This window comes from Sphingobium fontiphilum, from assembly GCF_014196635.1.
Classification (GTDB): domain Bacteria; phylum Pseudomonadota; class Alphaproteobacteria; order Sphingomonadales; family Sphingomonadaceae; genus Sphingobium; species Sphingobium fontiphilum.
The window spans coordinates 13,878-30,519 of the sequence record NZ_JACIEB010000009.1; the positions used below are offsets into that span (position 1 = coordinate 13,878).

The window sequence follows — 16,642 nt, forward strand, 5'->3', positions numbered from 1 at the left end:
ACTTAGGCTCCAGTAAAAATACTCTCCGCGGCCAGTGCCGCCGCAGACCTACTCGCGTCTTCGAAATGAGTTGGTAAACCTATGCGCGAGAACAAAAACGCCAGCTTCTGTGTGACCGCGAACCGAATTCCGTCATTCAGCCGTCCTACCCGATGCAGCGCGGTGGGCCGGTCGTGGATGCGCGCGTCGACTTCGCTTGAGAATATTTCGTCAGCATCGACTGTCCGGATGAAACGGAGCAGAGCCACGTAGCCAACCCCACTCGCAGCAGGCAGATCCGGCAGTAAGAAGAAGTCGGGGAAGCCTCCGCCCCCGCCCAGCGCGGTGGCGATGTCCGACTGCTGTCGCTCCGGGTCATCGCCCAGAATTCCGCGAAGCGCCCTCCACTGCGACAGTTGATCGTCGTGAACATCGGCACCGATGGCGCATCGCAACGCGTTAAGGTTCTTGATCAGCTTGGCGTCGAGCGGCTTCCCGGTTCGGTTGACTGCTTTGGCGATAGCGTCGACTTGTCGTGTCGCAAGCCAGCTGAGCAGCTGCTCTTCCGTCAATGTAAAATCCAGGTCGGACCGTCGCATGACCGCACCCAACCCTTCGGCGGCGACCCTCACCTGCTTCTTCACATACCTCTGCAGCTGATCCGGAATCCATAATCGTTCGAGGTAGGCGCGGGATGTCACGACCTCGACATAGGTCAGCCGGTCCGAAGCCTTCCCTTGGACGATGTCGCAATCGGCAGTGATGATCAGCCCAAATGAGGGCTCGCCTCCCGCATCTGCCGGAAGACCGCGAAGAATGTCGCCCTGCGCATACGGCTTGGACTCGTCGACCGTCGACCAATAGTCGTTACCATCGGAACTCTCTGTCGAACCATCTACCATTTGCTAGCGGCCCCCATCTTCTCGCCAGTCATCGGTCTTTCACGGAACTACCCGCGTAATCACATTGTATTGATGTCGGGCCTGTTGCCAGCTATTTCTAGGATCGTCGATAAGATTTACGTGCCCCGGTTGGGAGCGCGCCCAGCCAATCAGGATCAGGCTTTGATGCCACCGTCGACTGTCAGGCCTTTGCCCGAGATCTGCCGGGCCGCCGGACTAGAGAGCAACGCACGGCGCGCGCAGCCATACCAGACGACCGCTTTCAGGATCTATTAGCTTTTGTCTGAACGGCTGAGTTTGGGGCACACTGCTGCCTGACCTACTCGCAGTAGTTGGACGGCAGGTCGTGGAGCAGGCGGACGTTCAAGCCATCGCTCCCAAATGGTGATATCTGGTCGGAACCAGACCAGCTTTTACGCCGATCACTTGCGGTGCAAAGAAGTTTGTCGCCCCACGCCCACCCCACAGGGCCGCGCGAGTTCCCACGCCAAAGCCCCATAAACAAGGCAATCTCCCGGCCATCAGCCGGAAGGCGCTTTCCCTTTGATTTCGGTGGGTTCCCTGCTGAAAGGGGTGGTGCCGCAGAAGGGACTCGAACCCCCGACCCCAACATTACGAATGTCGTGCTCTACCATCTGAGCTACTGCGGCAGCGGGCGGGCTGATAACAGCGGTTGCGGGGAAGAACAAGCGCGCATTGCGATGGCAGGCCCGATTCTGCTTGGGCGTCCCTGTCCAGGGCGTTTAGGAGATGTTTACCATCCCCATGCGAATGTTCGGCTGAATTATTGTCTTATGATCAGGGAATGGGCCGGATGGACACGTTGCGGGGGCATGATGTCGCCAACGACCAGGACGATTTCGATTATGCCGCCGATGCGGGCATAGAAACGCCCCTGGCGGTCGCGTCCGACGAACGTCGATTGCATGTGCGCGCCTATAATTACTGGGCGTCCCTGCTGGGCGAACGGTCGCTGCCTTCCATCGAGGATCTGAACCCCGACGAGCTGGAAGAGTTCGGCCCGCGCAGCGTTCTTCTCGACTTCAGCAGCGGCATCGACAATCCCGCCATTGTCTATCTGGGCACGGCGCTGCGCGAAGAGTGCGAGATCGACAGCAGCATCAGCCATATCAACGATGTACCCGCCCGTTCGCTGTTGTCGCGGCTGACCGACCATTATCTGCAGATCATCGCCAATGCCGCACCCGTGGGCTTCGAGGCGGAGTTCATCAACCAGCGCAACGCGGACATTCTCTATCGCGGCATATTGATGCCATTCTCTTCCGACGACGACACCATCGATTTCATCTATGGGGTCATCAACTGGAAGGAAGCGGTGACCGGCGATGCCGCCGACAATCTGGAACGCGAAGTGCAAGAGGCGTTGCGCACCGCGCCGCCGCGCCCGGTCAGCGCGCCGTTATGGGCCGATGGCCCCGCCGCTGATGCGGCGATGGGCCTGCCCCTGGAAGACGAAACGCTGGACCTGGCCGGCATGGAAGCGCCGGCCGAGGACGCCTCGCTGGCCGACTGGCTGGCCTTCGCCCGCGACAGCGCAGAAGAGGCGAGCCAGTCCGAATCGCGCAGCCATGGCGCGCTCTATCGCGCCATCGGCCTGGCCTATGACTTCGCGCTCGCCGCACAGGACGCGGCCGAAGATTATGCCGAAATGCTGAGCGACGCGGGGATAAAGGCGCAGGCGCGCAGCCCGATGACGGCCGTCATCAAGCTGGTGTTCGGCGCGACATATGACAAGACCCGGATCGCCGAATATGCAACGGTGCTCGACCATGGCTGGGCGGCGGGCATGGACCGCGGCGCCATGGCCGGCTATCTGGAAAATTACGCTGGCGGCATCAAGGCGCTGGTCCGCGACGAACGCGCCCTGCGCCGGGCCGAACGCCCGGTGAAGACAGACCGGCAGGACAAGGCCCGCGCCGCCCTCAAAACCGCGACAGCAATGGCGCCTGAGACGGTGACGACCGATGCGGACGGCCTGGCCGTGGTCATCGCCCGCCGCGAAGGGGACGGCACATTGTCGATCGTCGCCGCCCTGCCCGAAGGATCGGACCTCTGCCGCCGGGTGGTGCTCGCGACGCAAGGCTGACGATCGCAACACCCGCAGCATCCGCGCCCACAGCAGCGCCCGATGGCGGATTGGACCCCGCCCGTCGTTCTTCGGGACAGGGCCGCCGCCATGTTGCACCGCGTCATTTTATTTCATTAAAACGAAACTTTCTTACAGATAAATGGTTGAGCCCCGTCGCCGCCTGTCGCATAAAGGCGGCATTGCGCGGAGAATGAATTCGGGCGCGCCCTGCCCCTCCCACCACCATCGGGCTGCGCGGATCGATTGAGGAAGAGGTGACCGAATGACGACGCTCGCGGACGGCAGCCAGTCCAATGCGACGGATTCCATCAGGACGGCGCTGGCCGATGCGCTGGCGCGCGGCGCGCTGCCGGGCGAAAGCGAGGGCTTTGACGAAGCGGCCAGGGCGGCAGCGGCAGATTTTCTGGCCAACGCCGCAGCGACGCGCCAGCCCGGCCTGCCCGCCATAGCCATCGAAACTCTTGGCGAAGGCGCTGGCGGCCGCTTCATGCGCGTGGCGCTGATCAACGAAGACATGCCCTTTCTGGTCGATTCCATCGGCAATCTGCTCGCCGCGCAGGACATCGCCATCCACCGCCTGCTGCACCCCGTGCTGTCCGTGCAGCGGAGCGCGAACGGCGCGCTGACTGCAATTCTGGACGACGAAGCGCCCGGAGCCCGGCGGGAATCAATGATCTACATTGAAACCGAGCGCGTCGACGCCAAGGCCCGCCGCGCCCTGCACGCCGCGCTGGAACAGACGCTGGCCGATGTGCGCGTAGCAGTCTCGGACTGGGCGCGGATGCGCGACGCCATGAACGCAGACGCTGACGCCGTGCCCGATGAGGAAGGCGCGGCCCTGCTGCGCTGGCTGCTGGCCCGCAATTTCACCCAGATCGGTTATCAGCGTTGCGACCGCGACGGCAAGGCCAGCCACACGCTGGGCATCTGTTCGCTCGGCGACGCCCTGTTGCTGGCGCCAACCTCCATCGAGGCCGCCTTTACCTGGTTCGAGGAAGGCAAGCGCACCCCGCTCATCATCAAATCCAATCAGATGTCGCGCGTCCATCGCCGGGTGCTGATCGACCTCATCATCATTCCCGTTCGCGCGGGGCGCGATGTCGTCGCCCTGTCGATCCACGCGGGCATGTGGGCCAGTTCCGGCCTGTCCGCGCCGCCGGACAAGGTGCCGGTGCTGCGGTCCGTCCTTTCGACGCTGATGGACAAGTTCGGCTTTGACCCGGCCGGCCATGCGGGCAAGGCGCTCGCTCATGCGCTGACCGCCCTGCCCCATGACATCTTGATCGGCTTCGAACGGGATACGCTGGAACGGCTGGCGCTGACCTTCATGTCGCTGTCGGATCGCCCCCGGCCCAAGCTGGCGCTGGCGACCAGCGCGCTGACCCGCCACCTCTACGCCTTTGTCTGGTTGCCGCGCGACGAGGTTTCCACCGCCCGGCGCGTCGCCATTCAGGATATGCTGTCGCAGGCGGCGCAGGCGCCTTTGCTTAGCTGGTCGATCATGCTGGAGGAAGGCGGCCTCGCCCTGCTGCGCATCACGCTCGACCTGCGCGACAAGGGCGTGGTGCCCGACGACGCAGCGCTCGACGACCGTTTGAAACAGATGGTCCGCGGCTGGCTGCCGTCGGTCGAGGAAGCCCTGACCGAGGCGGAGGAGCCCGGCCGCGCCGCCGCCCTCGCCCAACGCTATGCCAATGGCTTCCCCATGGGTTATCGCAATGGCGCGGGGCCGCAGGAAGCGGCGATCGACATTCGCCTGCTCCACGGCCTGTCGGGCGATGGCGACAAGTCGATCCGCATCTATCGCAATGACGAGGATGAAACCGAAAGGCTGCGGCTGAAGGTTTACAGCCGTGAATTCGTGGCCCTGTCCGAAGTCGTGCCGACCTTCGAAAATTTCGGCCTGCGCGTGATCGACGAAATGACGACCCCGGTCGATGGCGGCAATCAGGGCTATGTCCAGCGGTTCATTCTGGAATTGCCGCCGGGCAACGACGCGGAACAGGTGATCGCCCGCGCCGACATCGTCACCGAAGCCATCGCGCAGGTGATTGAGGGCGTGGCGGAAAATGACCGGCTGAACGAACTGATCGTCACCGCCGGGCTCAATCCGCGCGACGTCGTCCTGTTCCGCGCGCTGTTCCGCTATCTGCGCCAGACGGGCATGACCTATGGCATCGGCACGGTCGCCGATACGCTGCGGCGCGAACTGGCCGTCACGCGCAGTCTGGTGGAATTGTTCCATGCGCTCCACAATCCCAAGGGGAAGGATGATGCGCGCGTCACCGCCGCGACCATCGCCATTGACGAGGGGCTGGAGAAAGTCAGCGCGATTGACGAGGATCGCATATTGCGCCTGCTGCGCGCGGTCGTCACCGCCACATTGCGGACCAATTTCTTCGCCGAAGCCGCCAAAGAGGCGCTGGCGTTCAAGATCGACAGCGCATTGGTGCCCGGCCTGCCCGCCCCCCTGCCCTGGCGCGAAATATGGGTCTATTCCCCCCGCGTCGAGGGCATCCACCTGCGGGCCGGGCCGGTGGCGCGCGGCGGGTTGCGCTGGTCGGACCGGCGCGATGATTTCCGCACGGAGATACTGGGCCTGATGAAGGCGCAGCGCGTCAAGAACGCCGTTATCGTGCCGACCGGCGCCAAGGGCGGCTTCTATCCCAAGCAACTGCCCAATCCGCAGGTCAATCGCGACGCCTGGCTGGCGGAGGGCACGGAGAGCTATCGCATCTTCATCCGCGCCCTGCTGTCGGTCACCGACAATCTGGTGCAGGGCAAGGTGGTCCACCCCAAGGGCGTTGTGATCCGCGACGGCGACGACCCCTATTTCGTGGTCGCCGCCGACAAGGGCACGGCGACGTTCAGCGATGTCGCCAACGCCATCGCGCTGGAGCGCGGCTTCTGGCTGGGCGACGCCTTCGCCAGCGGCGGCTCCAACGGCTATGATCACAAGGCGATGGGCATCACCGCGCGCGGCGCGTGGATTTCGGTGCAGCGCCACTTTGCCGAAATGGGCGTTGATGTGCAGAGCGAACCGATCTCGGTGGTCGGCTGCGGCGACATGTCGGGCGACGTGTTTGGCAACGGCATGTTGCTCAGCAAGGCGATCCGGCTGGTCGCCGCCTTCGACCATCGCCACATCTTCTTCGACCCCTCGCCCGATCCGGCGAAGAGCTGGGCGGAACGCCAGCGCCTGTTCCAATTGCCCCGTTCGTCGTGGGACGATTATGACAAGTCGTTGATCTCAGCGGGCGGCGGCGTCTTTCCGCGCAGCATGAAGAGCATCCCGCTGACCCCGGAAATCCGCGCCCTTCTGGACGTGGAGGATGAGGAAATGGAGCCTGCGGCCCTGATCTCCGCCATCCTCAAAAGCCCGGCTGACCTGCTGTGGTTCGGCGGCATCGGCACCTATGTGAAGGCGGCGGCGCAGGGCCATGGCGATGTCGGCGATCCGGCCAACGACCGACTGCGCGTCAATGCGGAACAGTTGCGGGTCAAGGTCGTGGGCGAAGGCGCCAATCTGGGCGTGACGCAGGCGGCGCGCATCGCCTTTGCCCTGAACGGCGGGCGCATCAACACCGACTTCATCGACAATTCGGCCGGCGTCGACTGTTCGGATAATGAGGTCAACATCAAGATCGCGCTGAACAAGGAAATGACCGAGGGCCGCCTTGCGCTTGATGATCGCAACGCCCTGCTGGTCAGCATGACAGACGCGGTGGGCGCCATCGTGCTGGAGGACAACCGGCTGCAGGCGCTGGGCCTGTCCATCGCGGAAAGCGGCGGCGCCGCCGATCTCGCCAGCTATGTGCGGCTGATCGAGACGTTCGAGGAAAGCGGGCGACTGGACCGCGCGGTCGAGGGGCTGGCGGCGAATGACCAGTTGATGCGCCGCGCGCAGGATGGCCAGGGCCTGTCGCGCCCCGAACTGGCGGTGCTGCTGTCGACGGCAAAGCTCGCCTTGCAGGACGCCATCGAACATGGCGATCTCGCCACCGACCCGATGATGGGCGCGGAACTGGCCGCCGCCTTCCCCCCCGCCATGCAGGAACGGGAGGCCGCCGCCATCGCCGCGCATCAGTTGCGCGGTGAAATCATCGCCACCAAGGTCGCCAACCGCATCGTCAACCGGCTGGGCATCATCCACCCCTTTGAACTGGCGGAGGAAGAGGGTTGCTCACTCGCCGATCTGGCCAACGCCTTCCTGATCGCCGAGCGGCTCTATGACGTCCGCCGCTTGTGGGCCGATATCGACGCGGCCGATATGGCGGAAGGCGCGCGTCTTGCCCTCTTTAGCGATGTCGCCAGCGGCATGCGGGCGCAGATCGCCGACATTCTGCGCAGCCTGCCTTCGGGCATATTGCCGGGCGAAGGTCAGGCCTATCTGGCGGCTGGCATCGCCAAACTGGCCGACCGGGTCGATGGCCTGTTGACCAACGAGGCGACGCGCCGTTCCGTCGCCGCAGTCGACCGGCTGTTGGCGCTGGGGGCGCCGGAGGATCTGGCGCGGCGCGCGGCGGGCCTGTTCAAGCTGGACGGCGCCGTCGGCATAACCGCGCTCGCCAGCCGCCTTGACCTGGACGAGCTGGAACTGACCCGCGCCTTCACGCGGCTGGGCGAAATGGTGGGCATCGACTGGGTGCAGTCGACCGCCGCCCGCATGGAGCCGACCGATCCTTGGGAACGCCTACTGATCTCGGGCGTCGCCCGCGACATGCAGCAGGTGCGGCTGGATTTCCTGGCCCATGCCAAGGGCAAGGACGTCGCCGCCCATGTCGACCAGTGGCTGGAAAAGCGCGCGCCGCGCATCGGCCAGTTCCGGCGGCTGGTGCAGAGGGCCAAGGCAGCGCCGGTGCCCAATGCCGCCATGCTGGCGGAAATCGCGGGGCAGGCGCGCGGCCTGCTGGGGCGTTAAGCCGCAAAAGGCGACCAGCAAAAAAAAATGCGAGGGGCCGACATCTGTGTCAGCCCCTCCCTTTTTTTTCACCTGATCAGATAGCGGTTGCGGTCCGCGCCGCCGGCTTCCGCCCGCCGCGCCAATTGCGGCTGCGCCACCACATGGTGAGGCCGGTCACGGTCAGGATCGCGGGCAAAATGCCGCCCAGGAAGATGACCACCTGCCAGACGATGCCCATATTGGTGCCGTCGTGGATGCGCCGCATCAGCCGCGCGGTCGTTTCGGGCGGGGGCCGCCGCGCCTTCCCGCCATCGGCCTTGGCGACGCCCGTCTGCTCGTCGACCTTCACTGTCTCACCGGCGAAGGAAAAGGACCAGCGCCCTTCCAGATCGGTGGGCCATTCGACCGATGTCAGCGGCTTTTTCGCCAGCGGCCGCGCCACGGCCAGCGCGTCGTTCAGGCTGGTGCGGGGATTGTCGATCGGCATGGCGCGCATCCGGGCCATGCGGTCGGGCTGGCCGGGGCGCTGCTGCGGCGCGTCGCCGCTGAGCGCGCCGAAGAAGGCCGGGAAGCTGATCCACGCGCCGGTCAGCGACAGCACGAACAGCGGCAAGGCGATCCAGAAGCCCGTTTGATGGTGCAAATTGGTGTCGAGCTTGCGGTCGCCCCGCTTCCAGCGAAAACCGCGCGTCACGCTGCCAGAAACGGGCCACCACAGCCACAGGCCGGAAAGGGAAGAAATCAGCATGGCGACGCCAACCCAGCCGACGATCTGGCGCCCAACGCCGGGGATCATCAGGCTGCCGTGCAACTGGTGCATGACCCGCATGAAACCGGCATTGCCGTCGGCCTTGTTCAGCACCTTCGCCGTTGCCGGGTCCATGTAGACGACCGTGCGGCCGGGGCGGCCGCCGCCCGGCTTGCGCGGCTGCGCGGCCGCGATAGTGACCGCCTCGCCCCTGGCAAAGCGCAGCGCCAATATCTTCTCGCCCGGCGCCAGCACCGCCTTCGCCGCATCGACATAGGCGGCGGGCGGCAGGGCTGCCTTCGCCCCTTCCGCGACATGGCGTTGCGGGTTCAGCATCGCGTCCAGCGGCTCATGCCACACCAAAACCGCGCCGGTGACCGAAATGGGCAGGATCAGGATCGCCAGCAAAAGCCCGATCCATTTGTGGAACTGAAACCAGAATTTACGCAGGGCCAGCTTGTTCATGCCGATATTATCCTAACTGTCCGCCCAACGGCGCAGGAGGTTGTGATAAACGCCTGTCAGGCGGATGACTTCCGCATCGTCGTGGCCGATGCGTCCGCCCAGTTGCTGGACGCTGCTGTCGAGGTCGAACAACAACTGGCGCGCGTTGTCGTCGCGCACCATCGATTGCATCCAGAAGAAGCTGGCGATCCGATGACCGCGCGTCACCGGCTCGACCCGATGCAGCGACGACGAAGGGTAAAGCACCGCATGACCGGCGGGCAGTTTCACCTGCTGCACGCCGAACAGCGTCTCGACCGTCAGCTCGCCGCCGTCATAGGCTTCGGGCGCTTCCAGAAACACCGTCATCGACAGGTCGGACCGCACCCGAAAGCCCGTGCCCGCCTGAATGCGGACGGCATTGTCGACATGCGTGCCAAAAGCCTGCCCGCCGCCATAACGGTTGAAAAGCGGCGGAAAAATCTTCAGCGGCAAGGCTGCGGCGATGAACAGCGGATTGCGGCCCAGCGCCTCCAGGATGACGCGCCCCGCCTCCTTCGCTTCACGCGATTCCTCAGGCAATTGCATGTTGTTCTTGGCCAGCGCAGACTGGTGCCCGGACGTGGCGTTGCCATCGGCCCATGACGCGCCGTCGATCAACGCGCGAACCGACGCCAGCGCAGCGGCGTCCAGAAGGTCGGGAATGGCGATCAGCATCGGCGCAACCTCGGTAAAATGGGCGTCTTCCTATCGGGCCAAAAGGCGGGCAACGGAAGCGAGGATCTTCCGTTGCCCGCCCATTTCCTCCCCAGGGACAAGGGGGAGGAGGAGGAGGCCCGAATCAGAAGCTGTAGAAGAGACTGAACCGCGCGGCCCGCGCCTCGCCCGGCGTCGCCCAGCCGCCCGAGACGATGCCCGTGGTGCTGCTGATATTGTTGCGGATGCCGGTATAATATTTCTTGTCAAACAGGTTCTGGACGTTGACCTGCGCCGTCAGCCCGTTGTTGAAATTCCAAGACAGGAAGGCGCGGTGGACCCAATAGTCGTCCGAGCGATATTGGGTCCGATTAAACAGGTTGCTCTGGTTGAGCGCAAAACTGCCCTGATAGGTCACGCCATAGCCGACCTCCAGCCCGAAAGGCAGGCGATAGCTGGTGTAGAGGCTGCCCGAATGCTTTGGCGTCTGGATCAGTTCGTCGCCCTTCGACGGATCGGGCAGCGCCGCGCTGTTGGCGCAGGCGGCCGAGGGCGCTGCGATGCATTCGTCGGACGTGCCCTGAATGATCTTGCTGTCGAGATAGGTGTAGTTGGCGAAGATCGTCCATTCCGGCGTGATAGTGCCGGTCAGGCCCAGCGCAATCCCATCAACGCGCGAATGGCCGTCCAGCACCTGGATCGTCGTGCTGGTCGCAGGATCGTTGCTCGACACGCGGTAATTGCCGCGCTCGTTGCGGAACAGGGCGACCGTGGCCAGCAGCTTGCCGCCCGCCAGTTCGGCCTTCGCCCCTATTTCATAGCTGGTCGCGCTTTCCGGCGCGACATCGCAGAAATTGACGAAGGTCGCGCCCGACCCGCTGGTGCAGCCCAGCCGGACCGTCGCCGATGACGGCGTCTTGCTGTTGGCATAGGCGACGTAAAGGCTGACCGCTTCGACTGGCTTGTAAACCGCGCCAATGCGGTAGGAGAACAGATTGTCCTCGGTGCGCTGGCGAATGCCCGCTGTCGTTGCGCCACCGGCGGACGGCGCGGCGACCGTGTCGGCGCGGAAAATGTTACGGACATTTTCAAAACGCAGGCCGCCATTCAGTTCGAACCGGCCCAGTTCCAGCGTATCAAAGGCGTAGACGGCCAGGTTGCGACTGTCGCCAAAGGAGCGACCCGTCACAATCTTGTTGGTTTCACCGGTCCAGGTCGTCACCGGATTGGATAGGCTGATGTCCGATTGCGGCAGGGTATCGCCGCCCGCCGTCCGCAGCAATTGCGCGGTGGTCAGGCGGTAATCCTCCTGCGTCGCGGAAAAGCCGATGACCAGCGTATTGCGGACGCCGCCCGGCTCGCCGCTGACGATGCGCAGGTCGGTCTGGCTGTAGAACAGGTTGTTGAGCTGATCGCGGATCAGGCCGCGCGGGCCGGAGGGACGATAGCTGCCCGCCGCCATATCAGCCGGGCAGGCCGCCGCCGCGGTCAGGCTTGCGTCAGTGACCGGCTGGACGCCGGTGGACAGGCAATATGTGCCCTGCGGCGCGCTCGTCACGCTATATTGGCGCACGCGCTGCCAGCGGCCGAGCGAGCGGACCGACACGCCATCGCTGAATTCATGCCCGAAGATCGCCGTAAAGCGGTCGATGTCGGCATTCTGGCGGTCGAGATTTTCGATACCGAAATAGTCGCTGCTGTCGACTTCGGCCAACGGACCATTGTTGATAGCGTTCTTGAAATAGGGAACGCCATAGATGGGCGAATTGCGGTCGCGCTGATGCACATAGGCCAGAGTGAGACTGGTCGGACCGTCGACCCCGATCTTTACCGAAGGCGCAAAGCCCCAGCGTTCATAGCTTTCAACATCACGCCCCGGCACATCGTTGCTGTGATAGACGCCGTTCAGCCGGACGGCGATCAGGTCCGACACGCGATAATTGGTGTCGATGGTCGCGCGATAATAATCGTCGGTGCCGATGCCCGCTTCGGCCACGGTCAGATTGTCAGCCTGGGGCGCCTTGCTGACCAGATTGATCGTGCCGCCCACCGAACCGGAACCGTTATAAACCGAATTGGCGCCGTTATAGACTTCGATCTGCTGGGTGTTGAACGGGTCGGTGCGGCTATATTGGGCACTGTCGCGCACGCCATCCTGCGTGATGTCGTTATTGGCGGAATAGCCGCGCAGGTTGATGCTGTCGCCATAGCCGCCGCCGCCTTCACCCGCGCCAAAGGTGATGCCGGGCACAGTCGAGAGCACATCGCGCAGGGTGAGCAGATTCTGCTTCTTCACCACCTGGTCGGAAATGATGGTGACGGTCTGGGGCGTGTCGACCAACGGCGCGGTATTCTTCGGATTGACGGCCTCGTCAGCATAAGCGTGACCGGTCACCAATATGTCCCCGGACTGAAGATCGGCCGGAGCCGCCGCTTCCGCAGCCAGCGCGGGCGAGGCGAATGCGCCCACGCAGCCCAGCGCCAGATAGGACATAGACTTGATCGAAGAAGACATGAACAAACCCCCAAAGGACATCGTGGGAGCCTGTTATTGCGAGTCAGTCGCATCGTCAAGACTATTGCGAATGATTCTGACTAGCCGCTTCAAGAGATAGCGCCAGCAACCAGCAGCGAATGGCGCTGGTCAGATTAGGAGGATCGGAAACCGCCATGCGATCGACGTCTATGCGCGCGATCAACGCATTGACGGGCAAGGCGCGCGCATCGGCGGCGGCGCGCAGCGCATCCCAGAAAATCGGCTCAAGGCTGATCGCGGTCGCATGACCGGCAATTGTCACGCTCCGCTTCACCGGCGGCGCGTAGGGCGCGGGGGCGCCGAAATTATCGACGCCCCCCACCATATCAATACATATGCTGACCGCCGTTGACCGACAAGGTGCTGCCGGTCATGAAGGACGCGTTCTCGCTGCACAGGAACGCGACGGCCCGCGCAATCTCATAGGCATGGCCCAGCCGCCCGACCGGAATCTTGGCGACGATCTTTTCCAGAACCGGAGCCGGGACAGCGGCAACCATGTCAGTGTCGACATAGCCCGGCGCGATGGCGTTCACGGTCACGCCAAATTTTGCGCCTTCCTGCGCCAACGCCTTTGTGAAGCCGTGGATGCCCGATTTGGCGGCGGCATAGTTGACCTGGCCATATTGGCCCGCCTGGCCGTTGACTGAACCGATATTGACGATACGCCCCCAACCCCGATTGCGCATCCCGCCAAAGGTCGCCTTGGCCATGTTGAAACAACCGCCCAGATTGATCCGCATAACCTCGTTCCAGTCGTCGAAGCTCATCTTCGCCAGCACGCCGTCACGGGTGATGCCGGCATTGTTGATGACGATGTCGACGGGGCCGAACTGGTCGGCGACGGCGGCGCACCCATCAAGGCACGCCTGATGATCGCCCACATCCCATTTTATCGCGGCGATGCCGGTCGCTTCGGTAAATATGCGCGCCTTTTCGTCATTGCCGCCATAGTTGGCCACAACGGTACAACCGCGATCCCTGAGCGCGAGGCTGATGGCTTCACCAATGCCGCGTGTTCCGCCCGTGACGATCGCAACTCTGCCCATCATAGCTCTCCCAGACTATGGCCACGCCCTGTTTCAGCGCCAGCCGGATAACTCGCGACGCACCAGCGTCGCATAGAGAGTCATAGCCTCTTCCGACGCGTTCAAACAATCGAAATGCCTGAATTTTTGCCCTCCGGCGGCAAGAAAATCCTCCTTCCCGCGCATGGCGATTTCCTCCAGCGTCTCGAGGCAATCGGCGGAGAAGCCGGGGGTCAGAATCACGACATTTCGGGCCCCCTCTCCGGGCAATGCGCGCAGCACCGAGTCGGTCGCCGGCTCCAGCCATTTGGCCGGCCCGAATCGCGACTGGAACGTCACCCGCACCTCTCGGCCCAGCGCATCCGACAGCAACCGCGCCGTCTCCAGACATTGGCTGTAATAAGGATCGCCCAGTTCGCGGGTACGCACCGGCATCCCGTGGAAGCTGGCGATCAGCAGGTCGGGCGCAAAATCCAGCGCATCCAGTTGCCGCTGCGTCGACGCCCGCAACGCCTCGATATAGGCGGGGTCATCATAATAGGCGGGCAGCAGCCGGATAGCGGGCTGCGCGCGCATGGCGGCGATGGCGGCGAACACGGCGTCATGCGCGCTGGCGTTGGTCGCGGCGCTATATTGCGGATAGAGCGGCGCGATCAGGATGCGGTCGCACCCGGCCGCGACCATGGCGTTTATGCGCGATGCAATCGATGGATTGCCATAGCGCATCGCCCAGTCGACATGGATGTCAGTATCCAGCATGGCGCGCAGCCCATCGGCGGTCTGCTTAGTGATCACCGCCAGCGGCGATCCGGCATCCTTCCAAACTTCCCGGTAAGCGGCGGCGGACTTGCGCGGCCGGGTGTTGAGGATGATGCCGCGCAAGATCGGCTGCCACAACAGCGGCGGAATTTCCACCACCCGCCGGTCCGACAGAAATTCCTTGAGGTAGCGCCTGACCGCACCGGTTTCCGGCGCATCGGGCGTTCCCAGATTGACGATCAAAACCCCGATCTTGCCCATGTCATCCTCAATCGCGCGCCAACAGCGGCAGGTTGCGAAACCGCTGGCCGGTAACGGTGAACAGGGCATTGGCGATGGCGGGCGCAACCGCCGCCACGGCAATGCCCCCCGTCCCCCCGGCGGGCACGGCGCTGGCCAGCAGCTCGACCGTCACTTCGCCAATGTCGGCCAATCGGGGCAGCCCCATGCGCCCCAATATCGCGCGCGTCGGCAGGCCCTTGGCATAGGGCGCAGTCGCGCCCATGGCGATGGCCAGCCCCTGGATCAGCCCGCCTTCAATCTGTTGCCGGGCAATGTCGGGATTGACCTGATCGCCGCAATCGACAGCCGCCACAATACGGCTGACGGCCAGGCGATTGCCCTCGATCCCGGCCTCCACCAGCACGGCCGCGTGCGACCCGTCCATGCTGTGCGCCGCCAGCCCCTGTCCGCTGCCCGATATGCCGCCCTGCCACCCGCCCAGCGCGGCGGCCGTGGTCAGGCAATGGGCAAGGCGCGGACGCCCGCCCAGCATCTGGATACGAAAGGACATCGGCTCCATCCCCGCCAGATGGGCGAGTTCGTCCATGAAGCATTCGGTGAAGAAAGCGCCGTAAATGTCCGCATTGCCGCGCGACAGGCCAATGGGCAAGCCAACATCGACAGGATAATGGTCCACGGCGAAATTGGGAATGGCGTAGGGCGGGACCATGCCCGACAGGGCAAGGCGGCTGGCTTTGTCCGCCGTGTCGGCGGCGGCTTCATGTGGCAAAGCGCCATCGGCCATGCGCGCCCAGCTTTGCGTCACCGCACAGGGCGCTGACACCTTCGCCAGCCAGCCTTCGATCATGCCGCCACGGCCAAGTTTCGCGGCCATGCGCGCATGAGCGGGCGCCGCGGGGCGATCCTGGATCACGTCTTCCAGCCGCGACCATGTCAGTTGCACGGGGCGGCCCATCTCCTGCGCCAGAATTGCGGCCTGCACCGCCACTTCATGGTCGAACCGCCGACCGTCCCCACCGCCGCCATGCAGCGGATAGAGGGTGACGGCCGCGTCCGACAGGCCCAGCGCGTCGGCCACCGCCGACCGGCACAGGCCCGGCGCCTGGGTTGCGGTCCATATCTCCGCCTTGTCATCTGTGACGCGCGCGGTCGCGCTCATCGGTTCCATCGGCAGATGGAGCGCCGCCTCCACCCCATATTCGCTGGCAAGGATCGTTGCCCCTTCGAACACCGGCAGCAAATCCCCCTGCCGGAACAGCCTGCGCCCCGCGTCGCTGGCGAAACCGGCCTCCAGCGCCTCTTCAATCCCGCCGCTGTCGACCGGGCGGCCGCGCAGGGTGAAGACCGGATCGCACAGGTCCAGCGCCTTGTTGGCCGCCCACCAGTTGGTCGCCACCGCCGCGATCCAGCGTTCGCGGCGCAAGAACCGCAACAGGCCGGTCACGCCCTTGGCCGCGCTTTCATTGGCGCTGGCCAATATGGCGTCGCCAATCGGCCCCTGGCGGATGGAGGCATAGACCATGTCAGGCAGGCGGATGTCGGCGGCAAAATTATGGCTGCCGTCGATTTTGGACGGCGTGTCGAGGCGGGGAAGATCCTGCCCGGCGAGGCGCCCGTCGTTGCCCTGCCGCAACGGCAATATCGGAGGCAGGTCGAACCGCACAGCTTCCGCGACGACCTCCCCGATCCGCAGCCGCCGCTGCGCGCCATCGGTGACGACCCCATCAACGACGTCGCAGCTTTCCCAGGGCACATTCCAGCGCGCCGCCGCCGCCTGGCATAACAGCACGCGCGCGGCCGCGCCGGCATCGCGATAACTGTCATGGAACATCGGCACCGAACTGTCGACATCGGTCAGCATCAATGCGTTGCGAATGGCATATTGGTCGATCGCCCATTCGCCCGCGCCGCCCGCCAGCATCGAGAGATCATTGGACAACCATTGGCGCGCCAGCAGGCTGTTGGCGTAGAGCGGGCTGACCGGGGCGGACTGAACAGCGACGGTTCGCCAGTCCGCGCCCAGTTCATCCGCCAAAATCTGCGGCAATTGCGTCGTCACCCCCTGCCCCAATTCTGCCTGGGGCACAATGACGATAATCTGGCCCGAACGGTCTATCTTGAGGAAGGCGTTGATGACCTCTTCGCCCGGCCCGGCATTGAGCGTTGGGGCATAGTCGCGCGGCCACACGCCCCATGCGATCAGCAGCCCGGCGGCCGCGCCTCCGCCGACCAGCAATGCGCGGCGGTTCAGTCCATGTTCGCCCTGTCGCCGATTCCGCTTCGCCATGGCCTTC

General features: G+C 64.3%; 10 protein-coding genes and 1 tRNA gene. 2 read left to right on the forward strand and 9 right to left on the reverse strand.

Going from position 1 to position 16,642, the window contains the following annotated elements:
* Positions 1–2: 2 nt before the first annotated feature.
* A complete protein-coding gene (locus GGR44_RS15465) occupies positions 3–881 on the reverse strand; it encodes a hypothetical protein (RefSeq protein ID WP_183956389.1) in 879 nt (292 codons plus the stop codon).
* A 574-nt stretch (positions 882–1,455) separates the two neighbouring features.
* A tRNA-Thr gene (locus tag GGR44_RS15470) sits at positions 1,456–1,531 on the reverse strand.
* Positions 1,532–1,695: 164 nt separating this feature from the next.
* On the opposite strand from GGR44_RS15470, the gene GGR44_RS15475 reads away from it, so the two are divergent.
* Together GGR44_RS15475 and GGR44_RS15480 are read left to right on the forward strand one after the other, a co-directional pair.
* Positions 1,696–2,988: a PAS domain-containing protein gene (locus GGR44_RS15475; RefSeq protein ID WP_183956390.1), complete on the forward strand. Its 1,293-nt coding sequence runs from the start codon at positions 1,696–1,698 to the stop codon at positions 2,986–2,988.
* Positions 2,989–3,253: 265 nt separating this feature from the next.
* Positions 3,254–7,912, forward strand: a complete 4,659-nt coding sequence (locus GGR44_RS15480) for an NAD-glutamate dehydrogenase (RefSeq protein ID WP_183956391.1) — start codon at positions 3,254–3,256, stop codon at positions 7,910–7,912.
* 76 nt (positions 7,913–7,988) lie between these two features.
* Here the strand turns inward: GGR44_RS15480 and GGR44_RS15485 are convergent, their stop codons facing one another.
* From GGR44_RS15485 to GGR44_RS15515, 7 genes are all read right to left on the reverse strand, one after another.
* On the reverse strand, positions 7,989–9,107 hold the full coding sequence (locus GGR44_RS15485) for a PepSY-associated TM helix domain-containing protein (RefSeq protein ID WP_183956392.1): 1,119 nt from the start codon (positions 9,105–9,107) through the stop codon (positions 7,989–7,991).
* A 12-nt stretch (positions 9,108–9,119) separates the two neighbouring features.
* On the reverse strand, positions 9,120–9,803 hold the full coding sequence (locus GGR44_RS15490) for a Fe2+-dependent dioxygenase (protein WP_183956393.1): 684 nt from the start codon (positions 9,801–9,803) through the stop codon (positions 9,120–9,122).
* Between the two features lie 124 nt (positions 9,804–9,927).
* The gene (locus GGR44_RS15495) at positions 9,928–12,297 is read right to left on the reverse strand and encodes a TonB-dependent receptor (protein WP_183956394.1); all 2,370 of its coding nucleotides are present in this window, start codon (positions 12,295–12,297) and stop codon (positions 9,928–9,930) included.
* A gap of 61 nt (positions 12,298–12,358) precedes the next feature.
* Positions 12,359–12,643 carry a ribbon-helix-helix domain-containing protein gene (locus GGR44_RS15500; RefSeq protein WP_183956395.1) on the reverse strand — a complete coding sequence of 95 codons (285 nt, stop codon included), beginning with the start codon at positions 12,641–12,643 and terminating at the stop codon, positions 12,359–12,361.
* A gap of 1 nt (position 12,644) precedes the next feature.
* The gene (phbB, locus tag GGR44_RS15505; protein WP_183956507.1) at positions 12,645–13,367 is read right to left on the reverse strand and encodes an acetoacetyl-CoA reductase; all 723 of its coding nucleotides are present in this window, start codon (positions 13,365–13,367) and stop codon (positions 12,645–12,647) included.
* Between the two features lie 33 nt (positions 13,368–13,400).
* Complete coding sequence (gene hemH / locus GGR44_RS15510; protein WP_183956396.1) at positions 13,401–14,366, reverse strand: ferrochelatase; 966 nt, start codon at positions 14,364–14,366, stop codon at positions 13,401–13,403.
* Between the two features lie 7 nt (positions 14,367–14,373).
* Positions 14,374–16,635 (reverse strand): molybdopterin cofactor-binding domain-containing protein, encoded by a 2,262-nt coding sequence (locus GGR44_RS15515; protein ID WP_183956397.1) that lies wholly within the window; start codon positions 16,633–16,635, stop codon positions 14,374–14,376.
* Positions 16,636–16,642 lie beyond the last annotated feature (7 nt).